Annotated in this window: 22 protein-coding genes and 2 pseudogenes; 19 read left to right on the forward strand and 5 right to left on the reverse strand. The window is 34.3% G+C overall.

All coding sequences use genetic code 11. The features are described 5' to 3' along the window. Window positions 1-69: 69 nt before the first annotated feature. Window positions 70-1,212, forward strand: a complete 1,143-nt coding sequence (locus ML462_RS10950; protein WP_240713858.1) for a sensor histidine kinase — start codon at window positions 70-72, stop codon at window positions 1,210-1,212. An 82-nt stretch (window positions 1,213-1,294) separates the two neighbouring features. Beyond that, window positions 1,295-2,146, forward strand: a pseudogene (locus tag ML462_RS10955) (YifB family Mg chelatase-like AAA ATPase); the annotation flags it as partial. A gap of 247 nt (window positions 2,147-2,393) precedes the next feature. Here the strand turns inward: ML462_RS10955 and ML462_RS10960 are convergent. Next, window positions 2,394-3,488, reverse strand: coding sequence for a trp operon repressor (locus tag ML462_RS10960; protein WP_240713859.1), 1,095 nt, complete (start codon window positions 3,486-3,488; stop codon window positions 2,394-2,396). Window positions 3,489-3,702: 214 nt separating this feature from the next. Between ML462_RS10960 and ML462_RS10965 the strand changes: the two genes are divergently transcribed. Further along, complete coding sequence (locus tag ML462_RS10965) at window positions 3,703-5,910, forward strand: DNA cytosine methyltransferase (RefSeq protein ID WP_240713860.1); 2,208 nt, start codon at window positions 3,703-3,705, stop codon at window positions 5,908-5,910. After that, window positions 5,907-7,100: an MvaI/BcnI family restriction endonuclease gene (locus tag ML462_RS10970; protein WP_240713861.1), complete on the forward strand. Its 1,194-nt coding sequence runs from the start codon at window positions 5,907-5,909 to the stop codon at window positions 7,098-7,100. Before ML462_RS10965 ends, ML462_RS10970 begins: the two co-directional genes overlap by 4 nt. On the opposite strand, the gene ML462_RS10975 is transcribed toward ML462_RS10970, so the two are convergent. Beyond that, entirely contained in the window at window positions 7,097-7,750 is a 654-nt protein-coding gene (locus ML462_RS10975; RefSeq protein WP_240713862.1) for an HhH-GPD family protein, read from the reverse strand. The genes ML462_RS10970 and ML462_RS10975 overlap by 4 nt on opposite strands. A 127-nt stretch (window positions 7,751-7,877) precedes the next feature. Between ML462_RS10975 and ML462_RS10980 the strand changes: the two genes are divergently transcribed. Beyond that, the gene (locus ML462_RS10980) at window positions 7,878-8,447 is read left to right on the forward strand and encodes a tyrosine-type recombinase/integrase (RefSeq protein ID WP_240713863.1); all 570 of its coding nucleotides are present in this window, start codon (window positions 7,878-7,880) and stop codon (window positions 8,445-8,447) included. 42 nt (window positions 8,448-8,489) lie between these two features. On the opposite strand, the gene ML462_RS10985 is transcribed toward ML462_RS10980, so the two are convergent. Together ML462_RS10985 and ML462_RS10990 are read right to left on the reverse strand one after the other, a co-directional pair. Next, window positions 8,490-9,827, reverse strand: a complete 1,338-nt coding sequence (locus tag ML462_RS10985; protein ID WP_240713864.1) for a hypothetical protein — start codon at window positions 9,825-9,827, stop codon at window positions 8,490-8,492. 175 nt (window positions 9,828-10,002) lie between these two features. Then, window positions 10,003-11,658: a recombinase family protein gene (locus tag ML462_RS10990; protein ID WP_240713865.1), complete on the reverse strand. Its 1,656-nt coding sequence runs from the start codon at window positions 11,656-11,658 to the stop codon at window positions 10,003-10,005. A gap of 26 nt (window positions 11,659-11,684) precedes the next feature. Here ML462_RS10990 and ML462_RS10995 point away from each other — a divergent pair. Beyond that, window positions 11,685-12,395, forward strand: a pseudogene (locus tag ML462_RS10995) (YifB family Mg chelatase-like AAA ATPase); the annotation flags it as partial. Window positions 12,396-12,409: 14 nt separating this feature from the next. On the opposite strand, the gene ML462_RS11000 reads toward ML462_RS10995, so the two are convergent. Then, complete coding sequence (locus ML462_RS11000) at window positions 12,410-12,592, reverse strand: hypothetical protein (protein WP_240713866.1); 183 nt, start codon at window positions 12,590-12,592, stop codon at window positions 12,410-12,412. A 277-nt stretch (window positions 12,593-12,869) separates the two neighbouring features. Between ML462_RS11000 and ML462_RS11005 the strand changes: the two genes are divergently transcribed. From ML462_RS11005 to ilvD, 13 genes are all read left to right on the forward strand, one after another. Beyond that, on the forward strand, window positions 12,870-14,033 hold the full coding sequence (locus ML462_RS11005) for a DUF2891 domain-containing protein (RefSeq protein WP_240713867.1): 1,164 nt from the start codon (window positions 12,870-12,872) through the stop codon (window positions 14,031-14,033). Then, a complete protein-coding gene (locus tag ML462_RS11010; RefSeq protein WP_240713868.1) occupies window positions 14,030-15,250 on the forward strand; it encodes an Nramp family divalent metal transporter in 1,221 nt (406 codons plus the stop codon). Before ML462_RS11005 ends, ML462_RS11010 begins: the two co-directional genes overlap by 4 nt. Further along, complete coding sequence (gene pxpA / locus ML462_RS11015; protein WP_240713869.1) at window positions 15,251-15,991, forward strand: 5-oxoprolinase subunit PxpA; 741 nt, start codon at window positions 15,251-15,253, stop codon at window positions 15,989-15,991. Then, window positions 15,988-16,722: a 5-oxoprolinase subunit PxpB gene (gene pxpB, locus ML462_RS11020; protein ID WP_240713870.1), complete on the forward strand. Its 735-nt coding sequence runs from the start codon at window positions 15,988-15,990 to the stop codon at window positions 16,720-16,722. Before pxpA ends, pxpB begins: the two co-directional genes overlap by 4 nt. Beyond that, complete coding sequence (locus tag ML462_RS11025) at window positions 16,712-17,581, forward strand: 5-oxoprolinase subunit C family protein (RefSeq protein ID WP_240713871.1); 870 nt, start codon at window positions 16,712-16,714, stop codon at window positions 17,579-17,581. Before pxpB ends, ML462_RS11025 begins: the two co-directional genes overlap by 11 nt. 264 nt (window positions 17,582-17,845) lie before the next feature. Next, window positions 17,846-18,205, forward strand: coding sequence for a hypothetical protein (locus ML462_RS11030; RefSeq protein ID WP_240713872.1), 360 nt, complete (start codon window positions 17,846-17,848; stop codon window positions 18,203-18,205). A 12-nt stretch (window positions 18,206-18,217) separates the two neighbouring features. After that, complete coding sequence (locus tag ML462_RS11035; RefSeq protein ID WP_240713873.1) at window positions 18,218-18,955, forward strand: hypothetical protein; 738 nt, start codon at window positions 18,218-18,220, stop codon at window positions 18,953-18,955. 332 nt (window positions 18,956-19,287) lie between these two features. Beyond that, a complete protein-coding gene (locus ML462_RS11040) occupies window positions 19,288-19,671 on the forward strand; it encodes a hypothetical protein (protein ID WP_240713874.1) in 384 nt (127 codons plus the stop codon). Between the two features lie 51 nt (window positions 19,672-19,722). Next, window positions 19,723-20,475, forward strand: a complete 753-nt coding sequence (locus ML462_RS11045) for a hypothetical protein (protein WP_240713875.1) — start codon at window positions 19,723-19,725, stop codon at window positions 20,473-20,475. A gap of 171 nt (window positions 20,476-20,646) precedes the next feature. Then, entirely contained in the window at window positions 20,647-21,426 is a 780-nt protein-coding gene (locus ML462_RS11050; RefSeq protein WP_240713876.1) for a sensor histidine kinase, read from the forward strand. A 1-nt stretch (window position 21,427) separates the two neighbouring features. Further along, window positions 21,428-22,060 (forward strand): response regulator transcription factor, encoded by a 633-nt coding sequence (locus tag ML462_RS11055; protein ID WP_240713877.1) that lies wholly within the window; start codon window positions 21,428-21,430, stop codon window positions 22,058-22,060. A gap of 85 nt (window positions 22,061-22,145) precedes the next feature. Next, window positions 22,146-23,669 carry a carbon-nitrogen hydrolase family protein gene (locus ML462_RS11060; RefSeq protein ID WP_240713878.1) on the forward strand — a complete coding sequence of 508 codons (1,524 nt, stop codon included), beginning with the start codon at window positions 22,146-22,148 and terminating at the stop codon, window positions 23,667-23,669. Between the two features lie 668 nt (window positions 23,670-24,337). Next, on the forward strand, window positions 24,338-26,011 hold the full coding sequence (gene ilvD, locus ML462_RS11065; RefSeq protein WP_240713879.1) for a dihydroxy-acid dehydratase: 1,674 nt from the start codon (window positions 24,338-24,340) through the stop codon (window positions 26,009-26,011). Window positions 26,012-26,021: the final 10 nt, after the last annotated feature.

Here is a 26,021-nt window from a genome sequence, read left to right on the forward strand (position 1 = left end):
TAAGATTAACATACGTTTCGTTGTTTAAATCAAAAAGTTGTGTTAATTTAATAAGCTAAACTCTTGACAATGAGGTATGCGGCAAAGGTAATTAAGGATAACAGGTCCAGAATCCTCGATGACTGGGAATCTCGAGTTAAAGAAGAGATCCCGGCAGCTGTTATTTCAAGCGATCTTGTACTAAGAAATCAGTTATCGAATGTACTCGAAGATATTACACATATCATGAATAGGTACGATGGTTACCTTGAAGTAAATGAAAAAGACGAGTATCAGGAGATTATTAAAGATAGTCTTGATCATGGTCGGCATCGTGCCACCGCATCACATCTTACGGTTAAACAAATCTTAAAAGAATACCTTATATTTCATAGAATACTCACTGGACTTTTAATAGATAAGCAGGTTTACACTAAGGAAGTTGGAAATATTCTGAAATATGCTCTTGAAACCGCGATGTTGACGTCGGCCAGTGCTTATAATGATTCCCTTCAGGAAATGAGAGAGAAATTGATTGGTACCCTTGCTCATGATATAAGAAATCCCATCTCTGCAGCGTATTTTGCTCTGGACGTAATAAAACCTGAAGATGATATTGAAAGAATAGAGAACCTTAAAAAGATGGGATTAAGAAGCTTAAAAAAATCGCTTGATCTCGTAGAAGGTCTACTGGATGCCATTAGTGTAAAAGCAGGTGAGGGGCTAACTCTTAATTTTATTGAGACCGATGTGGTAAAGGAAGTTCGATGGGTGTATATGGAAGCTAAAGAGATCTATACCCATAGTTTTAATTTTCATTGTTCTGAAGAAAATATTATCGGGATTTTTGATCCTACAGCGATTAGAAGGGTGATAGAGAACCTTGTAACCAACGCCGTGAAACACGGTTCGCGCAATACACCAATTAATATATCAATTGAAGCCGAAGGGGAGTACGCAGTAATTAAAGTAAAGAATTGGGGGAAACCAATAGCTAAAGAAGATCAATTGGAGATCTTTAACTTTCTGAAAAAAGGTGTCAACAGGCAGGAATTCAATGGAGATGGTTGGGGAATGGGCTTAACCCTCATCAAAAGCGTGGCGGAAGCTCATGGAGGCGAAGTCGTGCTAGAGAGCAACCTGGATCACGGAACAGCCTTCTATGTTCGTATAAAACGATATGCCCAAAAACCAGGAAAAGTTCGAACCGAACTAAAATATTCTGAAAATTAATTCCTATTAATAAGTATTAAAATGTAAATTCCTATCTTTTAAACAATTATAAAGACCCTGCCTTTATCTAAATCTATAATAGATGCTTGTAAAAGTTTACGGCAGCGCAGTCTTTGGTGTAGATGCGACTACGATCACTGTTGAGGTTAATGTGGCTTCAGGAATAGGTTACCACCTTGTAGGATTGCCAGATAATGCAGTGAAAGAATCCAGTTATCGAATAACGGCGGCCTTACAGAATAATAAATATAAATTACCGGGAAAAAAGATCATTATTAATATGGCTCCTGCCGATCTTCGAAAGGAAGGATCGGCCTATGATCTGACTTTTGCTCTAGGTATTCTAGCAGCCTCTAATCAAATAAAGGCAGATAATATTTCAGATTATATAATTATGGGTGAACTTTCCCTGGATGGGAGCCTGCAGCCTATCAAAGGTGCCCTGCCAATTGCTATCCAAGCCAAAAAAGAAGGATTTAAAGGATTCATACTTCCAGAACAAAATGCTAAAGAAGCTGCAATTGTATCTGGACTCGAGGTCTATGGAATTAAAAATATAACCGACGTTATTTCTTTTTTCAACGAAGGAGTTAGTTTGGAGAAAACTGAGATCAACACGCGAGAGACTTTTTTCAAGAATCTTGAACATCCAGAACATGATTTTGCAGATGTAAAAGGACAGGAGTCCATAAAGCGTTGTATGGAAATTGCTGCTGCGGGCGGGCATAATATCATCTTAATTGGTCCTCCCGGTGCCGGCAAAACCATGTTGGCAAAGCGATTGCCAACAATTTTACCTCCAATGACTCTACAGGAAGCTCTTGAAACTACTAAAATTCACAGTGTTGCTGGCAGGATTAGAGATAATGTAGGATTAATGGCTCAAAGACCATTCAGAAGTCCTCATCATACGATTTCTGATGTTAAAGTATTAAATGTGAACATTGCGAAAAATTCAAGAATTCACTAATACGTAAAATCAAAGGTTAATTTACATTTTGAACTATTAAGTAAATTAGTTATATCAATTTGGGTTAAATTTTTGCATCCTTTTAAAATAATAGAATTTCTAGCATCAGTCTGTTTAATAATTTTAAGAATTTCTAAAAAACTAAAATCATTGAAGGATATTATTGTATTTGAATTTGCTCTCGAAACTAATAATATGTTGGATATCTTTTTCATTTAGTTATTTCATCAATAATTTTTAAATACAATTTGTTATCTACCTCTTTTAAAGGGCTGAAAGCAATTTTTAATTTGTTTTGAAAACTACTACAGTAATTTGGTATCGCAATTTTGAGAAAGCGGGATGTTTGATTTATTTTGTTTAATCCGACACCTGTTTTATTATTTATTTTACGCTGAGAAATACCTCTAATAAGTAGTTCAATTACAACCTTTTTTTGTTTCAAAAACAGAATTTGTTCAGATGTCCATTTTTTGGGTATTATAACTTCATTGGGTAGAAACATATAATTATTAATTGGGTTGTTGTAGTATTTGGCAACTTTATTGACAGTCTTAATGCTTGGTTTTGTATGCTTTTCAATATACGATTGAGTACACCCTTTTTTAAGTAATCGAACTATTTCAGGATACTTGCTTAAAATTTTTTCTTTGTTAACCAGGAACTTTAAAAGTTCTAATCTTTTTTGGTAGAATGACTCGTAGCTGGGACAGCTTAAAATTGAAGGTTTTTCAATTTTCTTAATAAATTTTAGTTGGTCATTAATAGAAGTAGGAAGCTGAAAGTATAAATCCTTTTGATAGCTAAACTTGATAAATTCAACGACATCCCAATCTCCATAAATTGAATCGCGAACTAATTTAGAAAATTCTCTTTCAAAATGCTTCGCGTCAAAGATTTCAGAAAATACATCACATTTGAAATTTGTAATATAACTTAGGGGAGGAAAATAAAGGCCTTTACTAATACTATAAACATCTTTATTTTTTTCTAGATATTCCTTAATCTTTTCTACTTCTTCTTTATCTGAATAATTACTTTTTTTTAAAAGTGCATTTTTTCTTATTTTAAAATATTCTTTTTCAGTAAGCCTAAAATTCCCGAGATTTTGACCATTGTTTTTAATTAAATACCCATCTAAATATTGTTCTGTATATTTTTTTTCGAGATCAATATTGTAGTAATCAAGATGATGATTTTTGTAAAAGTAATTATTACAAGATTTAAACTTAACTGCTAATTCTGAGTAAAATTGAATTCTAAACCTCTGTAATTTGAGATCTTCAAGTGGATTTATTTTAGGCATAAAAATAATTTATTGATTTTTGTTTAAGTAATTGATTATCAAGTTATTTATACCTCTATCTAAAACATTGTACTTTTTTTTCCTGTAAAAAAAGTTATTCTAAAACATATTTAAAACTTTTAAAGAGATTTTGTTAATAATTTATTTTAGCTACTCCAGTAATTATATTGCTTTGTCCGTAAATTTGTCCGTGTCCGTTTAAATGTCCGTAAATATGGCTAGCATAAATTTTTACTTAGATAAAGCAGATAAAAAGGGGTTGTCTCCGATACACCTTAGAATAAACTGTAGCAATAAACAAGTTAAAATATCAACAGGTGAAAAGGTAAGTAATGATAATTTTGATAAGGAAAAACAAAGAGTTTGTGATGAGGTAGAAAATTCTAACTCAATAAATCACTATCTCCAATACTTGTATGATCGCACAGATGAATTAATTAATAACTCCACTAAAAAAAAATTTGATACATCTGAATTGAAACAATTCTTAGGTGAGTTTATTGATAGTTATAAAACAAATCATCAAGTTAAAATAGTTGATAAAGAATCGCCTAAAGGTGAATCTTTTACTTTTATTGATCTTTTTGCAGGAGCAGGAGGTTTTAGTGAAGGATTCTTACAAGCTGATGTTAAAAACAAATATTTTGATTTTCTTTTAGCGAATGATATAAATGAAAATTGTGAATTAACTCACGTTGTTAGATATAATCATCAACTTGGGATGGATGCTGAATTTATTTGTCAAGATATTACTGAGCCTGATTTTTTAGAAAATTTACTTAGTAAGCTAAACAATAATTCAGTTGATGTAGTATGTGGTGGTCCTCCTTGTCAAAGTTTCAGTTTAGCTGGAAAACGTAAAAAGTTTGATAAGAAAGATGATCTTTTTTCTCATTACCTGCAAGTAATAAAAATTCTCCAACCAAAATATTTTGTCATGGAAAATGTCAAAGGAATTTTGACAAAAGAAAAGGGCAGAATTAAAGATTTAATTATTGAAGAAATTAATTCAATTGTTGATATTAATAAGATTGATCAATTAAGTAAGTTTCTATTATCTCTTAACAAGAAATCAAATTCATATCAGCTTGATTTTATTAATCGAAGAATCGAATTAGAAAAATATGAAAACGATAAAATAAAATATTCTGAAAAGAGAATAGATTATATACGTGTTGTAGAAAATTTATTTAAAAAATTAACTTCTGAAGGAGTAGATTATCAAATCAGTAAGACTAATGTTGATATTAATACTATCCGGCATGGTTTAAATTTATTGGGTAGGTCAAAAGAATGGGATAAATTAAAAAGGGATATAATAAAGGAAAAGGATTATTGTAATATTGACAATGATCATTTTGTTGGTATGTTCCATGATTTTTTGAATGAATTAAATACTGATCATATAATATCGAAGATTGAACATTCATTTAATCATTTAAAAGTCCCTAAAAATCTATTCAAGTTAAAAAGCAATATTCTAGAAGCACTAAAAATTTACACTTATAGTTTTGACGACTGTATAAAAACAATTGAAAGTTTATGCTCCAAAAAAGAATTTGAAAGCTTTAATAAAATCATTGATGACTTGAGGCTTTACAAAATTGAAAAACCTTTTGTAGCCAATTCTTCAGATTACGGTGTGCCTCAAAATAGAGAAAGGGTATTGTTTATTGGTTGTAGAAAAGACCAAAAGTTTATAAGTGAAATTGCACCGACAGTTAAAGAAAAGGATAAGGTAACAGTTTTTGAAGCATTATATGATTTAGATTTTTTAAAGAATAACGAGGAAGCCCATAGTTATAAGAAGATTGATAATAAGAAAAGTTTGAATGGTTCATTCCTAAAATTAGAAAACCTTATTGAAAAGAGATCTATTGACGGAAAAAAGCTAAATAATAAAGGGAAAACCTTTGCGGAGTGGAGTAAGGAAGGTAGATTGCATTCAAGGTTTAATAAATCAAAAGGTTTTTACGTTAGAAATTTTGAAGATTTAAAGAATGAAAATAAAGTTTATGATGTTTTATCTAATCATAAAACAAGTAATCAAAACGAGAAAGTAATAAAGAGACTTGATGTAATTAGAAAGTCTGGGAATTATGAATCTGCGAAGATTAAGTTAGAAAAACTGGGGCTTTCTTCTAAGAAAAGAAATTACAATGTTTTAGACCCTTATAAACAAAGTCCTACAGTACTAACTATTCCAGATGATTATATCCATTATAATTCTCCAAGATCATTGACTGTTAGGGAAATGGCTAGATTGCAGTCATTTGATGACTCTTTTATATTTCAAGGTAAAAGGTCTACAGGAGGTAATAACAGAAAAAGCGAGGTTCCTCAATATACTCTTGTTGGAAATGCAGTTCCACCTTTAATGGCTCGCGCCGTAGCCAATGAAATTCTAAAAAATATTAAATGAGAGAGCTTACCTCTGTAGAAAAATCTAGAATTAGGATTTTTACTCAGAATTCAATTAGTATTACTTTATTAGAACCTACTGAAAATGGCTTGAAAAAGTCTATTATGGATGCTACTGGTCCTGTTAGAAATTACTTGAAAAATAACGGGATTCATGATTTTGATACTCAATCTCAAGGTCCTATTAATAAGGTAATAATACCAACACAGATTTATACAGACTTTAAAATAAAAAATACAAAAACTTCACTTTATAGACCCATAACTAAACAAGGAGATCCTAGAATATGGATATATGGTTTAAAAAGCTTTGTAGATCCAAATGACATAATAGGAATAATAGTTTATGAAAACCAATTAAATATATTGAATCTAACCAAATTAGATTTAGAAAACTTAGTTTCTTCACCCTTATTAAATCCTATACAGGAATTAATAAGGGAAATTAATCAATTAGAGAATGTAATAGCTGATGAACTTTTAGGCATGCTCAAAGGATTAGCTAAGAGAGGTCCAATTGCATCTTTATTGCAGGCAGACACATCTATAGGAAGAACTTTAGAAACTGAATTGGGGATAGCTATGAATTCATCGAAACAACCTGACTACAAGGGTATTGAGCTAAAGTCTTATAGGTCAATGAGAAGCTCAGGTAAAAAAGTAAATAATAGAAAAACTCTCTTTGCGCAGGTTCCAAATTGGAAATTAAGTAATCTAAAAAGTTCCAGAGAAATTTTGGAGAACTTTGGTTATGAAAGAGAAAATGAATTTAAGCTTTATTGCACGGTTTCAACTTTAAGACCAAATTCCCAAGGATTAAAATTGGAATTAAAATCGAATATTTCGCAATTGATCGAAGGTCATAATTCTTATGGTGAAGTAGTGGTTTGGGAAACTTCAAAATTGCATAGTAGACTTTTAAAAAAACATAATGAAACCTTTTGGGTAGCGGCAGAGAGTATTAAAGAAGATAATAAGGAATATTTCCAATTCAGGAGAGTTTATCACACTCGTAAACCTATTACCTCTCAATTTGATATTTTATTAGAACAAGGTAAAATCACTTTAGATCATTTAATAAAGCGTAATACTAAAGGTAGGGTAAAAGAGAAAGGTCCATTTTTTAAAATTGACTCTGATTCGTTAGAATTATTATTTCCTCCGAGTAAAATTTACAATTTATTAGATTAAGTTATTTTGTTGAAGTATGTGCATTTTGATGTCAAACCACAATTTTCACAAAGAGGTTTTCTAGCTTTACAAACTAATGCTCCATAATCCAATATTGCCCAATTCAATTTTTTGAACTCTGAATGGTCAATTATTTTATATGAAATTTTTTGTAAAAATGGATCATATCTAATGTCTGATAGTTTTCTAGGTTGAAAATATCTTTCTAATACTCTGGCCATATTGACATCTAGAAGAGGAGCTGGCTTATTCAAAATAAATGTTTCATAGGCATTAGCAATATATTGGCCAATCATGGGAAGTTTTTTTATGTCATCTTTATTATCCGGTAGAACACCTTTCAATTTTTTAACGGTTTGAGCTAAATTAAATAATCTTGTACCTTTTTGATTATTTAAACCTACAGGAATTAAGAACTTTTGAAGATCTTTTTCATTCGCTTCTATTAATTTTTCCCAGTTAGGGTATTTTTCTAAGAAAACAGGATAAAATTTGGCAACTGTATTGGCCTGTGTTCGTTGTAGTAAAATTTCTGAAATTACAACGTTATAAGCATTCAATGGTTGTTTTCTCCAATCGTAATTTCTATGGTTTTTATAATACCATTCAAGTATTTGGTCTTGAAAAAATATAATTTTTTCCTGATTCATAATAATTGAAAATTTATACCAATATAATAAGTTCATTTAGTATAATAAATGAACATATTAAACTGCTGCTTAACAGGATTGTATGGTTCTTAAAAAAGATGTTCATTAATGTTTTTTCAGATTAAAAATGAATATTATTTTTAAAAAAATAATTATGACAGGTAGTACTTATATTGAATTTGATAAAGCAGTTTCAAAGGGTTTTTTACTTATCCAAAAACAAGTAAATCCAAACTTTGGTTTATTAATTATATGTGGTTGTAATCTAGGATTGAGAATTTCAGATCTTTTAAAATTAAATTTTAAAGACTTGAAAAAAGATGAATTCACTATTGTAGAACAAAAAACTGGTAAAATTAGAACTTTACAATCTAATCATCATATTAAACTAGCTTTAAGGTATTTTGAAGATTCATTAAGTTATAAAAGAGGTGGTAAGCCTTTTGTATCACAAAAAGGTACTACTTATTCTATTCAACAGGTAAATAGATTAATCAAAAAGTATTTTTCAGGTAATAGAATAAGTTCACATAGTTTGCGAAAGTCCTTCGGAAGGAGAGTATGGGAAATGAATAATAAAACTGATCAAGCCTTATTATACCTAAGTGAAATTTTTAATCACAGTAATACGCTTGTAACTAGGAGATATTTAGGTATTAGGCAGGAAGAAATAAAGGATATTTATTTGAATTTATAAAACCGTTACCTCAAATGAAAAGGTAACGGTTTTGATTAGAAGTTAAAGTCCTAAGACTACTTTAGTTCCATTTAAAACTTGTAAAAATTCAATATATTCTTCTGTAGTCTTTGAATCTATTTTAGTTAAAAAGTAATCGCTAATATTTTCTTCATTCCCCTTCAAAGACTTAATTTGGTTCAATAAATTAACTCCTGTTTTAGCATCATTCTTCCACTTTTTTAGACGAGAATCAGTCATAGTGAAATTTCTATGGGCATTGTAATGATTGGCTAATTTGTCTGTTAAAGGAGTAGCCTTTTTCATTATATTATTAAATTGTATTATTGAATTTGCTATTTGGTCGATATATTTAAAATTTCCTTTTTGTACTTCTTCGTATACATCATAAGTTGCTCTAACCCTACCTAATTCAGCTTCAATGTATAGTATTTCACCATCAAGATCTGTTTTGTAACCATTATTTTCTAGTAAGGATATGTAATCTGAAATTTGATTATCGATTCCAAATTTATTTACAAATTCATATGAGCAGTAAATCATATTTCCACTCTGATTTTCCAATAATGTATTAGTGCTGCCATAACCGTATAAATTACTACCATGAATAGTTTTTAAACTATCTGTTTTTAATAATTGTCCTGAAATTGCTTCATAGGTTGAATTTCTAATCAAATTATACTCGCCAATTATTTTATACTTACCAGACAGGTTCTCAAAATCTTCAATTCTATCCCCTCTTAGAAGTAGTTTTTTATTTTCATGTCCTACCTGTTTAATTGCTTTTTCAGTTTTTGGTGTTCTATTAAGTTTATTTCTTAAAGTATTTAATTCGGTATATAGGTAAGTGTTTTCATTATAATATCCATCAGTAGAGATTTTACTTTTTATGGTTTTCAAGTGATTTTCTAACCCATTCCACTTTATAGAACTAAATCGTTTTCTATTGTCTGAATTAAATTCTTTGTCAGCATAAATTAAATAGTCAAGATTGTGTTTGTTCGATAGCAATTGTGCCTGATAGAGATGGTGTTTTTTCTTTTTAAAGCTTCCACTGGAATAGAGAAAGTGGTCAATTAGCGAGTTAATTGATAAAATCTCATCGTATTTGGCTTTTATCTTTTTTTCCGCAATACTATCAGATTTTTTTTGTTCAATTTTTTTAAGAATGGTCGTGTATTGAGTAGTTTGAACATCTATTGTGTCATACTTAGGTATAGATGTATTTTTAAAATTTGCTTGATAGACGAAATATCCATCTTTATATGCAGGGTCTAATACTTTTTTTGTGTGTTCAGGTTGAAATTCGTAGCTCGTCTTTTGAGCTGTAGAAAAATTGGTAATAATAATGGTGAATGCCAAGTAGTAAAATTTACTCATAGTTAAAATAGATTAGATTGAATTGATTAAGTAGTAAAATGATAAAATTCGGAGGTAGGGTAGTCGAATTGTTGTAATAAAAATATAAAAAAAATTATTACTGCTTAATCTGCTTGAAACTCTTGTAAATTTTATATAGTATTATATTTAAATGATAATTAAGTGCATCAGTTAATCACTCAATATCAGGATCATAATTAAATAGATTTTCATTGAATGTGGCGGTATTTGTTATTTCACGTGGTCCTCTAACTTGAAGAACCTTCCACATATCTATATAAGGTATTCTTTTGTAAGCATCCATTACATAATAAATTTTCTTTTTTGGGTTAAATTTAAGTTGAATTGAAAAAGCGTATGTTCTTTTTCCATCGAAATAAATCATAACCTTTTGTATGTAAGTCCTTATTAAATTTCTTTTATCAACCCACGAGACGTTTCGTTTTTTAGCTAAGTTGGTAATTTTCCTTATTTCATAAATATTATTTTTACTTGATGAAAACACTTCAAGTCGTTCCTCATTTCTTTCAATTTTTAAATTTATATCATTTATTGCATTTTCAATTCTCTGAATTTCTTTTGTAATATCATCCTCATTCAATTTTCCTTCAATAGTAAGTCGAATTGCTCTTTGTTTTTGGGAGGCTAAAACTTTTTTCTTACTCCTTAAATTTTGAAGATTTTCAAGTAGTAGTTTTTCATCTTCCTCCTTATTTTCAAAGTACTCATTATAAGATTTTAGTAAAATTTCATATTTAAAAAATTGTTCCCATATAAGCCCTTCTAAAATATCAATATTTATACTCCTATTATCACATTTTTTTTGGGGATATCGTTTTGAAGAACACATGTAGTAATTATCTTTTTTATTTGTTCTAGTCCTACCATACATGTTTTCCCCACATCTTCCACATTTAATTATACCCTTAAGCATATACTTATGATCCACTTTTTTCCCTTTATTATTTCTGTTTTTTGGAAGATTTTGATTTACCTTATTCCAATAAATATTTGAAAAAATAGCGGGGCAGTCATATGTGCCTCCTGAATACACCCTAACTCCTTTATAAACTTCATTTTTAATAATGTCTCTTACAGTTTTTCCAGACCAAATAATTTCTGATTTTCTTTTAACCTTAAATTTATTCGGATCGTATCTATCTGGTATAGTAAGGGTTCCTTTATTTAATTTATTATAACGGGTTGGTATTCCTTCATTAGTCAAAATTTCAGCAATCTTAGATGTCCCTTTTCCTTCTAGACTTAATGAATATATTCTTTCTACTACCTCACGTTCCTCTTCATTGATTTGCATAATGCCATTTTCATCTGAACAATAACCATAAGGAATAATGCCGTGTATTTTTCCTTTTTTAACGTTATGCTTTAAAACCTGTTTAATTTTTCTCTGAGTGTTTTTAACATAATATTCATTGAAAAGACTATATAGATTTGATACTAAATCCACTGTAGGATCAGATAAATTGACTTCGCCTTCAGATGTATAAAATTTTATTGAATGTTTTCGAAAAATATCTTTTATAGCAAAACCTACTCTGGGGTTTCTTTCTAATCTGGAGTGATCAGTTACAAAAACGCTTGAAATTTCTTTTGCGGCGATGGCTGCAATTAGCTGTTTTAGTCCAGGTCTATCATTAATATTTTCTACTGTTCCACTTATTCCTTCATCCTTGAATACTAGATATTGTATGTTAAGTTCTTTTGCTTTTTCTATACCTAATTCAGCCTGATTCTTAATTGAACGATTTTCACCTTCCTCCTTATCTTGTGATATTCTACAATATATGCCTAACATTATATTTTTTTTCAAATATAATATTAATGTTCACATTTAGTACTCTTACAGATGTGGCTTTAGTCGGCGGGGGTGCTTATCCTCAACCTGGTGAGATCTCTCTCTCACATAATGGCGTTCTCTTTTTGGATGAATTACCGGAATTTAAACGTGGAGTTCTTGAGGTCATGAGGCAGCCCCTGGAAGATCGAGAGGTTACTATTTCCAGGGCAAAATTTACCGTAACCTATCCGTCGAGTTTTATGCTGGTCGCTAGCATGAATCCAAGTCCGGGGGGATTTTTTAATGATCCGGGAGCTCCGTCTTCTACTTCTCCTTACGAAATTCAGCGTTATTTGAGCAAAATTAGCGGACCATTATTGGACAGGATAGATATTCATATAGAAGTAACTCCGGTCCCTTTTGAAAAATTAAGTGAAGAAAGACGTGGGGAGACCAGTTTGAAAATTCGGGAAAGAGTGACCAAGGCCCGAGAGATCCAAACCAACCGTTTTTCGGAAATACTTCATATACATTATAATGCGCAAATGGGTCCCAGGCAAATCAGAGAATTTTGCACACTTGATGATGCTTCAAAATCTCTGTTAAAGACAGCCATGGAAAGATTAAGTCTATCCGCAAGAGCATATGATCGAATTTTGAAAGTAGCCCGCACCATCGCCGATCTTGAAAATAGTACAAATATCAAAGGGGATCACATAGGTGAGGCTATTCAATACAGAAGTTTGGATAGGGAAGGCTGGCTAGCTTAAAATTGAAGATGATTTTATTGAATTATAAAGTAAAGCAAGAGACTTCCAATAATCAATAAACTTCCAGAAATAAGTTTAACTTTTTCCCTGTGCTCTGGAGTGTACCAATCACCGTAACCTTTTAATGAATTATAGAACATTCCTATGAAATATAGAGCGGAAAAACCAACGATATAAATAAGAATCAAAGTAACCATCTTTAAATCCTTTTAATTGTAATTTAAGAAAACCAGGAAAAAAGATGAAATTATTTTTATAAGGTATTTATATGGTTTTATCAGTAAAACTTTTGGTTTTAAAATGTTTGCTGGCATTGCGATTTCAACCTATCATTTATAGATTATACCATTATAACTGTCAATTTCTTGAGCTTTAATTAACTAATCCTTATCTGGTTTTTTATATTTTTGGAAAGATCGAAATACCAACCTATAATTTCCGGTTATTAAATTCCGGAAATAACAACCTGGACTAATGAAAAGATACTTCTTGATTCTTCTTTGCCTTGGTTTATTATCCTGTAAGGGAGACAAAGCTGAGGATACCACAAATGCCAATACTTCAAAAGATACTATAGATGTAAAGGAACTTTTGCCTGATGGGTTAAATGCCACAGAAGCTATAATTCTTGATATTGAAGAGGCGAATAAACTTGTAGATCTGCCGCTTGGATGTATAGAGACCGAATACCCAAATAAGTTGGGGCAAACTCTTGAAAATAAGGAAGCTATTGGAGAACCACACGAATTACACCCTGCGTTTTACGGGTGTTTTGATTGGCATTCTTCGGTTCATGCCCATTGGTCATTGGTAAGCTTGTTAAAGCAATTTCCAAAAATTGAAAAAAAGGAGGCCATCAGGGAAACTTTAAAAAGATCACTAAGTGCCGAGAACATTAAGGGTGAACTAGATTATTTTAAAAGACCTGAAAGCGGATCCTTTGAAAGAACTTATGGTTGGGCCTGGTTACTAAAACTTTCTGAAGAACTTAAAACCTGGCAAGATCCTTTAGGCCAGGAACTTGCCGAAAATTTACAACCTTTAACCGATCTTGTGGTTCAGAATTATATAGATTTTCTGCCAAAGCTTAATTACCCGATCAGGGTTGGAGAACACACGAATACTGCTTTTGGGTTAAGCCTGGCTTACGATTATGCTAAGACCGTTGAAAATGCAGAATTTCTAGAGTTGATCAAAAAGACTGCTCAGGATTTTTACCTTAAGGATGATAATTGTCCGGTGTCATGGGAGCCTGGGGGGTACGATTTTTTGTCGCCGTGCCTTTCAGAGATCGATATTATGAGAAAGGTTCTTCCAAAGAATGCTTTCAGTTTATGGATAGATGATTTTATGCCACAATTGAAGAGTCAGGATTTTGAAATAGAAGTAGGAGAGGTTTCAGATCGGTCTGATGGAAAACTTGTACATCTTGACGGCTTAAACTTTAGCCGGGCATGGATTTTTTACGGTCTAGCGAATCAATATCCAGATCAGTTTGGTCACTTGAATGGTTTAGCCAATGAACATGTTTCCTATTCATTTCCAAATTTGGTAGGCGACTCCTATGAAGGTGGACACTGGTTAGGTACTTTCGCGATATATGCACTGCAGGAGGCTAATCGCAAAGTAAAAGAGTGAAGAATTTCTTCAAAAATTTAGGACCGGGTATACTTATTTCCGCGGCATTTATAGGGCCCGGTACGGTAACCATATGTAGTGTTGCAGGAGTAAATTTCGGTTATTCCCTATTGTGGGCTTTATTAATATCGGTATTTGCCTGTATTATTCTTCAGGAAATGTCGGCCAGGTTAGGTCTCATTTCTGGAAAAGGTCTAAGTGATTGCATTCGTGAAGAGATAAAGAATCCTTTTTTAAGGATCTTCACTCTTTTCCTGATATTTTCAGCAATAGTTATTGGAAATGCAGCCTATGAGGCGGGAAATATAACCGGAGCTGTGCTGGGCGTAGAATCTGTTTTTTCTACAATTAATTTCAATTTAGGTGCACTTCGTTTGAACATTTGGAGCTTGCTTATAGGTGGGGTTGCATTTATTCTCTTGTTTTTAGGTAGTTATAAGAAACTCGAAAAAATTTTTATAGCCCTAGTGCTGCTCATGAGTGTCGCCTTTATCCTGACGGCTATTCTAACTTTGCCAGATATCTCTGAAATTCTTAAGGGTTTTATTCCGGGCTCCTTCGACGCCGGTCTTCTAACCATTATTGCCCTGGTGGGGACTACGGTTGTACCTTATAATCTTTTTTTACACGCATCTTTGGTAAGCGAGAAATGGAGTGGGCCAGAGTATATTGGTTCGGTAAGGAAGGAACTTGTATTTTCCCTGCTACTTGGGGGAATTGTGTCTATGGCCATCGTAGTTTGTGCGGCTGCTGCACAGATAGATAAGATCGAAGATGCAGGAGACCTCGCTAAGGGATTGGAACCACTTTTTGGAAATTCGGCTACTATTTTCCTGGGAGTTGGTTTACTGGCTGCGGGTATAACCTCCTCGGTAACGGCACCTCTGGCGGCTGCTTACGTAGTTCAGGGATGTCTTGGATGGAAAAAAGGAATGCAATCCAAAAGATTCAGGGCAGTTTGGATGAGCGTAATAATTTTAGGGGTTTTATTTTCATCTCTTGGAATTAAGCCTGTAGAAATAATTCAATTTGCCCAGATCGCTAACGGGATTGTACTACCGGTTATCGCAATTTTCTTATTTTGGATCGTGAACCAAAGATCGGTATTAGGAGAGAATAGGAATAATCTTTTTCAGAATATACTAGGTTTTATAGTGATCATCCTTGCGATATTTCTGGGAGTGAAATCTATATTGAACGTAATTCAAAACTTTTAGATGGGAAAAAAAATTCATATTAACTGTGACCTGGGAGAGGGAGGTGAATTCGATGCTGAATTAATGCCGTTGATCTCAGCTTGCAATATCGCCTGCGGAGGGCACGCTGGTAACCTTGAAAGTATGCATCGCACAGTGAGACTCGCCATGGAATACGATGTAGAGATTGGAGCACACCCTTCATATCCGGATAGGGAGAATTTTGGTAGAAATCCAATGGAAATGTCTCGGGAAGATCTCAAATTATCCATTGAGGGGCAGATTTTGAGTTTAAAGCAGATTGCCGAATCTGAAGGCGGAAAACTTTCTCATGTAAAGCTCCATGGAGCTCTCTATAATGATGCAGCAAAAGATGAAGAAATTGCTAGGATTATAGTTGAATGCCTAGAAGATCTTGAGGGTGATTTTAAGCTTTTCGTGCCCTTAAAATCAAAATTTTCTGAAGTGGCAATGGGTAAATTCGACCTTGTTTTTGAAGCCTTCGCAGATCGAAATTATAACCAGGATTACAGCCTGGTTTCAAGATCAGAAAAGGATGCTTTGATCACGGAAAAAGAGGAGGTATTTGAGCATGTTTTTTCGATCTTCAATTTTGAGAAAATTCGTACGAAATCGGGAGAAGAAATTCGAGGAAATGCAGATACATTTTGTGTGCATAGCGACACCCCTTCCTCTGTAGAGATCATTAAATTTTTGCATAAAAAATTAGCGGAAAAAGGAATAAGAGTTAAACATTCATGATGGTAGATTTTCCGAAAATAACTCCCTTGGGGGACCGGGCAATTCTCATAAATTTTGAAAAGATAATTGACGAAAAGATGCTTGAAAAAGTGCTTTTTTACAAAAACCTAATAGAGAATTCCCAGTTTAAACAAAAGGTTGAGGTAGTTAATACATATAACTCGTTATTAATAAGTTATGTATTCGCTATAGAGGATGTCTATAGTGAGGTTTTGCGTATAAAACAGCTTGTAAGACAGGCTAATATACCAAAAAATATGAACTATAAAATTTTCACTCTTCCGGTATGTTATAATGAGGAATTTGGTCTGGATCTAAAACTAATTTCAGAAGACAAGAATTTGAAGATTGATGAAATAATTAAGCTTCATACCAAACCATTTTACCGTATTTATTTTACCGGATTTTTACCTGGATTTTTGTACCTCGGAGGCCTCGATGAAAGACTTAAAATTTCAAGGAAAGAATCCCCAAGAAGATCTGTTGATAAAGGGTCTGTTGGAATAGGTGAAAATCAAACCGGGATCTATCCAAAAAACTCTCCGGGAGGATGGCAAATTTTAGGTAAATGTCCGGTAGATCTATTTAGAAAAAATGAGCGTCCACCTAGCCCTTTTTCGGCAGGTGATAAAATTAAATTCGAAGCGGTTTCCATAACCGAGTATCAGGAAATAATTGAACTAATTGAGGCCGGAGAATACAAACTAAAAGTTGATAATTATGAAAGCTGAAATTGAGGTTCTGCAGCCTGGTTTGTATACCAGTATCCAGGATTTGGGTAGATATGGGTTTCAAAAATTCGGGGTGCCGCAAAGTGGGGTTATGGATAGATACGCGATGCGAATTTGTAACCTCATTTTAGGTAATCCCCAGGAGAAATCGGTAATGGAAATAACCATGCAGGGCCCGCAATTAAAGTTCAATTCTCCCACTTCGGTTTGTATTAGCGGGGCAGATCTGTCACCAAAGCTTAATGGGCAGGCTGTATCAAACAATGAAATAATTAATTTAAAAAAGAATGATATTATTGAATTTGGTAAGCGGAAATCTGGTTTTCGTTCTTATTTAGGGATTTCCGGAGGATTTGAAACTGAAAAGGTCATGGAGAGTTTAAGCTGGTATGAAGGTTTAACCGATCAATTCAGACTGGAAAAAGGAATGAAGCTTGCCTGTTCTGCAGATTCTTTCTCCAATTCCGAAACTTATTCTTCATTAAAAATAGATTCAGAATATATCTCCTCTAATGCAATAGGGGTATATCCTGGACCTGAGTTTGAATTCTTAACCAATACTCAAAAAAATCAGCTATTTAATGCTGATTTTAATACCGATGAAAAAAGTAACAGGATGGCGGTTCAGGTAAAGGAAGAGCTTCAGAATGATCTTCAGCCTATTATCACTGCTCCTGTTATGCCAGGCACAGTACAGTTAACTCCTTCCGGAAAAATAATAATACTAATGAGAGATTGTCAAACCACGGGAGGCTATCCCAGGATCTTGCAGTTATCAGAGTACGGAATACAGGTTCTTTCTCAAAAACTACCGGGAGACAAGATTAAATTTTTAAAAAAGAATTATCCAGAATTTTGACTGGAACCGGGACAAATAAAAAAGTGTCACCGCGATTTAGCGTTATAGAAAAGACCCTACTCAGAACTACAACAAACCTTGGCTGACACTTTTTTGCCCCAAAACACTTTAGCTTTACTAAAATGACTGAAACAAATATACTAGATGACCTGCCTTCCTGAAAGGGGATATTTCCCCTTTATCATGCTTTCCATTAATTATATTCCTAAATATTTATATTTATAATATCTAATTAACCAATTATAATAATTAAATCTGAATACTATGGGGCAAAGAATCAATCCTTCAGTTGCAAAAAATCTATTAGAAAACTGGAAAAACGGGCCTGGAAAGGTCATAAGTGAGAATAACTTTAAGGATGCTTATGAAACCTGGTTCAGTGTAGATGAGCTTATGGAGTATCTTCAATATGTAAAAGAAAATATTTCAAACAACCCAGGCGTGAGGGTTTATTTTGGAAAATATGATGAGGATGCCGGTCCTGGTAAGGAAAAAGGACTTACTACGGTTTTCTTTGCTCCAACTAAGGGAGGAAGCCATGAGAACCCCGATGATATTGAAAATGAAGAAGAACTGCAGCCATTTAACCTTGGCACGAACGGTTGGCCTCCTTCGAACTACTAATCCTTTTCAATTTTGTGGGATGTAATTGTTGAGTTTAATCTCTGGCCAACTTATTTATTTGAATTCATTGCTGCCCTGGCGGGCTTGACCTATCTATGGAAAACAGGGACTAAGGTTCCAGATGAAAGGTTTTTGATACATTATCTTGTCTTCATTTTCCTGGCAGATCTTTTTATTTTAATCTATTCAACTTATGGTTATGTTTATAAATTCCAATATCTCGAATTTATTTTAGGCACGCCATTTCAAAGCCAATTCTGGCTATACAACATTCTTATCCTGGGAATTTGCTCTTCATTTATCTATTATTTTATACTTCTATTTGAAAGCAGAGAACTAAAACGCTTATTTAAGTTAATTATCGTTTTCTATCTGTTATCCTCTATCGTTGCTTATTTTATTGGGGATTTCTTTAAAAGTAATGATTACTCATTCAGCATGGGATCAATATTAATATGCATCGCCATTGGGGCTTATTATTTAGAAATTTTGAAGTCACACAATACTCTGGAAATCCATAAAAAACTTTGCTTTTATGTTTCCATTGGTCTTCTGGTTTATAATCTCTGCCTGATACCCATGCATCTTTTCCAGGACTATGTTCAGTCCAACTCCGGAGATTCAGAATTTTACCAAGTATATAATATGATTCTGAAATTATCTAATTTCTTCATGTATTCCATGTTCACAATAGGTTTTGCAGTAGAATACTATTGGATGAGGAAGTCAAAAATTCAGAAATCCATATAATCGACCTTGAAAATTCAATGCTATAAAATCAATTTATGGAGATCTGAGAAGTGTGAAATATAGCTGGAATAGTCTGGTGTATTCGAAGTAAAAAAGTGCCGCATTATTTAAATACTATAGAAAAGACCCTACTCAGAACTATAATAAATTTGCAGACACTTTTTTACTCCAAAACACTTTGGTTGTATTAAAATGACCGACTTCAAAAGTAGAATAGGAGCTCTGTTATTAAAAGGGGAAAATTCCCCTTTATTTCCCCTTTATACATCATTAGTGTTAAAAAATTTTATTTTTAAAAACCGAACAATCTAAATCATTTAATTCTTAAAACCATGGGAAAGAAAATTTCTAACGTAGACGCTAAAAAGTTATTCGATGGCTGGACAGGTAAAAATGGTCCAGGTAAGTCTGTAAGTAGAGCCGGTTTTGTAGATTCCTATGAAAGCTGGTTCAGTGCTGAAGAGCTTAAAAATTTTTGTCAGGAAGTAATTGATGCCATTGGTGAAGAAAATAATCCAGGAATTCGTATTTATTTTGGTAATTACGGTAAGAACTCGAGAAACAAAAAAAATCAGAGTACCGTATTTCTAGCTCCTACAAAAGGTGGAAATAAAGATGATTTTGAAGCTTCAGTTCCAGAAAATGATTATAGTCTTGAATCATATAATTCAGGATCTAATAGAGTTCCCCCAATAGATTACGATCCCGGTAGTTAATCTTTATCTGAACTGCCGATTTCCGGACATTTATAAACCCCTGCTTATTTAATGGAGAATTACCTTGCTTTTATTTTTGACAACAAAATCTATGTGACCTATTTAATGGAATTCATTGCAGCCCTTGCCGGAAGCTTATTTTTATATAAATCTGTTTCTGTGCGTAAGGATGTCTTAATATTTGTAAGGTTCTTATGGTCTGTTCTTATAATTGATATCCTGGGTGGTTATGCTGCTCTTGCCTATTTTGATAATTACGAACATTTCGTGTTTTTAAAGGACACCGTTTTTGTTAGGAATGAATGGTACTATAATATTGCTGAGGTTTACTTTATATGTGTTTATACCTATTTGTTACGAGAGCAATTATCTGGTAAAAAGCCCAGGAATGTATTGAAGTGGTGCATTTACGGATATATTATTTTTTCGGTTCTCAATATGTTCAGAAGTGAGAATTTCTTTAATGGAGACATGATGTTCAATGATATCGTGGGAACTTTTATAATTCTGTTAGCTGTTTTCCTTTATTTCTATGAAATGATGATCAGTGATAAAGTGTTATCATTTTATAGAAAACTATTTTTCTATGTTGCGGTAAGTATATCTATTTCCTACCTGGTGCGGGTTCCTATCAGTATTTATGGAGCCTACGTTACTGAAAAGAATACTGAGTTTTTAGAACTTTTCTATGACCTTATCAGGTATTCTAATGTTTATATGTATTCGTTCTTCGCAATCGGTTTTTACATATATTATAGAAACTCCAAAAAAAATAGGCTGGCTTTGGGTGTCCGGACTACCTGATAGAAGAATAGTTTTTGGACTTTCAGGAATTATAAGATTTTCAATGTCGCAAATTCAACTCCCGTGTTGGTTACCAGAATTTTTCCGCAAGCCAGGAATATTTCATGATATTCTATTTCTATTTCATCTATAGAAATTTATGTATACTTGTTCATTAATCTGATTTAACCCATGCTTCGAAAGGAAGAGATCTTACTTATAATCTACTTTATTCTGGTGATCTTTTTTCTGGCCGGTTTCACCATCCTTTTCTTTATAACCTATCAGAGAAGAAAGAATAAAATACTTCAGGAGAAATATGAGGCTGAACAAAATTTTAAATCTGAACTTTCCAATGCCCGTCTGGAGATCCAGGAGGCTACCTTAAAAAATGTAAGTTGGGAACTGCACGATAATATTGGTCAGTTACTTTCTGTTGCTAGCATGCAATTAAATCTTCTGAATAAGAAAGTGACCGAAGAGAATCAGCAAGGTTTATTGGATATCAAGGATCTTGTGGCCAGTTCGCTTTCTGAGGTTAGGGCCTTGTCCAGGTCTTTAAATAACGAAGTAATAGATTACGTTGGTTTGCAAGCCTCTGTAAGCAATGAGATAGACCGGTTTAACAGGCTCGAGGTTATTAATGCCAACTTAAAGGTAACCGGTGAGCCTTTCGAAATTAAACAGGAAGACAGCATAATCCTTTTCAGGATATTACAGGAATATTTTTCCAATATAATTAAATATGCTGGAGCATCACGATTAGAGGTAGAATTCAGGTTTACAGCAGATTATCTACATATTTTTGCCGAAGAGGACGGCCGCGGATTTGATGTTGAAAAACAGGAACCAGGTTCCGGTCTTCTTAATATGCGAAGCCGTGCCGAAATGCTTGGCACCGATTTCAATTTAAATTCCACAATTGGTCAGGGAACTTCGCTATCTTTACGTTATCCAACCAAGACTAACTAAAATGAATAAGACGATCATTATCGTTGACGATCATAGACTTTTTGCGCAATCACTTCAGATCCTGGTGAATTCTTTTGAAGGTTTCCAGGTGATCCATGCTTTTAAGAATGGAAAAGAACTCGTGAACTATTTTCAGGAAGGGAATGTGTCACCAGACCTAATCCTTCTGGATATGCGGATGCCGGTTATGGATGGCATGGCAACCATGAGCTGGCTTAAGGAAAATCACCCGAAACAAAAGGTGCTAACTTTAACCGTAGACCAGGAAGATGAAACTATCATTAAAATGCTAAGGCTTGGTGCCAGGGGTTATCTCTTAAAAGATATAGATCCGGAAGAATTTGAACATGCACTTAATTCCATAGATCGCACAGGATATTATTCCAATAAAACCATTTCTGATGCTTTAAGTCGCGATGAACGTAAGGAAAAGTATGAAGAATTGACCGATAGAGAACTTGAATTTTTAGGTCATGCCTGTAGTGAGCTTACCTACAAAGCAATTGCCAATGAGATGCATCTTAGTCCCAAAACCATAGAAAATTACAGAGAGAGTCTTTTTAATAAACTTCAGGTAAAAAGTAGAGTTGGTTTAGTGATCTTCGCCATCAAAGAAGGTATTTGCGAAGTTTAAGAATACTTTAATTCAAAACCCCATTATCACGATTCTATAACTGCATAATCTGCAGTATCTTCGTGTATTCAAAATTCAGATTGTAGTGATAGATTCAGCTAAAATAGAACTTAGAAATTTACAGGTAAAAGATTATGAGGAGTTAAAGATCTCTATGGTCAAGAGCTATAGAGCTATGCCAGATGAATACTGGAGCAAGGGCGAAATCAAAACGCTGGTTAATAAATTTCCGGAAGGCCAGCTATGTATCGTGATCGATAATAAGATCGCAGGCTGTGCGCTTTCCATAATCGTAGATTATAATAAATTTGACGATAATCATAATTACGAGGAGATCATTGGAGGGGAGAATTTTTCAACTCATACCAAAAATGGTAATGTTCTTTACGGGATAGATGTATTCATTCATCCCGAATTCCGCGGCATGCGCCTTGGGAGACGTTTGTATGAAGCCCGAAAGGAACTTTGTGAGCACCTTAATTTAAAGTCTATCATCTTTGGAGGTCGTATCCCGAATTATTCAAAGTTTTCGGAAGAACTCACCCCGAAAAAGTACATTGAAAAGGTCAAATTACAGGAGATACATGATCCGGTTTTGTCTTTTCAGCTTTCGAATGATTTTCATGTAAAAAAAGTCATCAAAGGTTACCTCGCTGGTGATCATGAAAGTAAGGAGTATGCTACTCTAATGGAATGGAATAATATTTATTATACAAAACCACAAAAACTGGTAGATACCAAAAAGACGGTGGTTAGACTTGGACTTGTGCAATGGCAGATGCGCCTATTTAAGGATTATGACGCACTGATTTCCCAGATAGAATTCTTTGTGGATGCGGTAAGCAACTACCAGAGCGATTTTATTCTTTTCCCGGAACTGTTTAATGCACCCTTGATGGCGCAATTCAATCATTTATCTGAACCGGAGGCCATTCGCGGACTTTCCTCTTATACTGAACGCCTTCTGGAGACGTTTAGGGAATTTGCTATTAATTACAATATCAATATCATTACCGGAAGCATGCCTTTGCCGGAAGGCGAACACATGTACAATGTTGGGTATCTCTGTAGAAGAGATGGAAGTTACGAGCGCTATGAAAAACTTCATATCACCCCGGCTGAAGAGACCGCATGGGGTATGAAAGGCGGTAATAAACTGGAAACCTTTGATACCGACTGCGGAAAAATAGGCGTGCTTATTTGTTACGATGTGGAGTTTCCGGAAGTTTCCCGAATCCTGGCCGAAGAAGGCATGAATATCCTGTTCGTTCCTTTTATGACCGATACCCAAAATGGCTATTCCCGGGTAAAGATCTGTGCGCAGGCAAGGGCGGTGGAGAATGAATGTTATGTGGCTATTGCCGGTTCGGTAGGAAATCTGCCTAAAGTGGATAATATGGATATTCAGTATGCTCAAAGTGCTGTGTTGACGCCTTCAGATTTCGCCTTCCCGGTGAATGGGATCAAAGCTGAAGCCACTCCGAATACGGAAAGTACTCTACTGGTGGACGTAGACCTGGATCTTCTAAAGGAATTGCACAATTTCGGAAGCGTTCGAAATATGAAAGACAGAAGGAAGGATCTTTATTCTCTGAAAAAGAAAAAGTAACCTGTCAGGCTGAGCAACTTGTCCTAAACGTAGTCGGAGTGGAGTCCAGACCTTTAATTTTAAGAGATCGTCACCCTGAACTTGTTTCAGGGTCTTTAGTTTAGGAATGTCTGGCTGAGCGGAGTCGAAGCCTAATACGCGTTGTTATAAAAATGGTTCAAAATACCTCTCAATGAATTTATTTAACTTCGTTGAATCTTCGATTTCAGGGTCCTTTAAATTTAGTTATTTCAAAATTTGAGATTCTGAAACTCCCGAAGTATCGGGACAGAATGATTTGCATAAACGATTCAAAATAAAATTAACACCCTGTAAAACAATATTTTAAAATAGTTTTTCTACTTTAGAAGCATGATTACAGCAATCCAGAACATTATCGTATCTATTATTGAGGTCATTTTCATTATTGAAAACCGACCCTGAAAGATGCGCGTTCTTTTTAGTATAAACCAAAAGCCATCTTTTTAGATGGCTTTTTTTATATCCAGAAATGAATTTTCAACAAATATTTCATTTAGCTATCGTAATCTAAAACATTTTAAAACTCTGAAAAACAGCACTTTAAATATTTGAAGATTGGTTTGGGATTAATTCATGAACCGGAAACTGGCTAAAACACTATAGTTAACCAAGTATTTTTAAATCTTATTGAAATCGAAATATATTAAATGAATACCAAATACAGCTCAAAAATAACGCAAAGCGATTCCCAGCCAGCTTCCCAGGCCATGCTTCACGCCATTGGACTAAGTCGTGAAGATTTAAAAAAACCATTCGTGGGTATTGGAAGCACGGGTTATGAGGGAAATCCTTGCAATATGCATTTGAATGACCTGGCTAAAGAGGTGAAAAAAGGAACTCAAAAAGCTGGTTTAAACGGACTCATCTTTAATACCATCGGCGTAAGCGACGGGATATCTATGGGAACCCCGGGAATGCGTTTTTCTTTGCCTTCTCGTGATCTCATCGCAGATTCCATGGAAACGGTGGTAGAAGGAATGTCTTATGACGGTTTGGTAACTGTGGTTGGATGTGACAAAAATATGCCTGGAGCTTTAATGGCGATGTTACGACTGAACCGTCCTTCGGTTTTGGTTTATGGTGGCACCATTTCTTCTGGTTGTCATAATGGAAAAAAACTGGATGTGGTTTCGGCATTTGAAGCATGGGGTTCCAAGGTTTCGGGAGAAATGCCCGAAGAGGAATACCAGCAGGTGATCGAAAAAGCCTGTCCGGGAGCAGGGGCCTGCGGGGGGATGTATACGGCGAATACGATGGCTTCAGCAATTGAGGCTCTGGGAATGAGTCTGCCGTTTAACAGTTCCAATCCGGCAACCGGGCCAGAAAAAGCTCTGGAAAGCGTAAAAGCAGGGGAGGCGATGGAGTTATTATTGGAAAAAGATTTAAAACCAAAGGATATCGTAACGGCAAAATCCCTGGAAAATGCGATAAGATTATTAACAGTGCTTGGTGGATCGACCAACGCCGTCCTGCATTTTCTTGCCATTGCAAAGGCTGCAGATATTAGCTTCGGCTTAAAGGATTTTGAAAGAATTTGTGAGGAAACTCCATTCCTGGCTGATCTCAAGCCGAGTGGAAAATATTTAATGGAAGATATTCACAGGATAGGGGGAATCCCGGCTGTGATGAAGTATATGCTTGAAAAAGGATTGCTTCATGGCGAATGTATGACCGTCACCGGTAAAACCATTGCCGAAAACCTTGAAAATGTGAAACCATTGCCCGGCGATCAGGATGTGATACATCCGGTTGAAAAACCTATCAAAGCCACCGGACATATCAGAATACTATACGGTAATCTGGCTTCTGAAGGTTCCGTAGCGAAAATTACGGGAAAAGAAGGGCTTTATTTTAAAGGAAAAGCGAGGGTTTTTAACGGTGAATTTGAAGCCAACGAAGGGATTTCCTCCGGGAAGGTTCAAAAAGGAGACGTGGTCGTCATTCGCTATGAGGGGCCTAAAGGCGGCCCCGGAATGCCGGAAATGTTGAAGCCAACTTCAGCGATTATGGGTGCAGGATTGGGAAAAGAGGTTGCGCTTATTACCGATGGAAGATTTTCTGGAGGAACTCATGGATTTGTCGTAGGGCATATCACTCCGGAAGCTCAGCAAGGCGGACTTATAGCTCTTCTTAAAGACGGAGATGAGATCAGCATTAATGCTGAAACCAATACGATTCAAGCCGACCTAAGCGATGAGGAAATTGAAAAAAGAAGAAAGACCTGGAAAGCTCCAGCTTTTAAGGTTAAAGGAGGAGTTCTCTATAAATACGCGAAAATGGTAGCATCAGCTTCAGAAGGCTGTGTGACCGATGAATTTTAATATGGTGAAT

The organism is Christiangramia lutea (assembly GCF_022489035.1).
GTDB classification, from domain to species: domain Bacteria; phylum Bacteroidota; class Bacteroidia; order Flavobacteriales; family Flavobacteriaceae; genus Christiangramia; species Christiangramia lutea.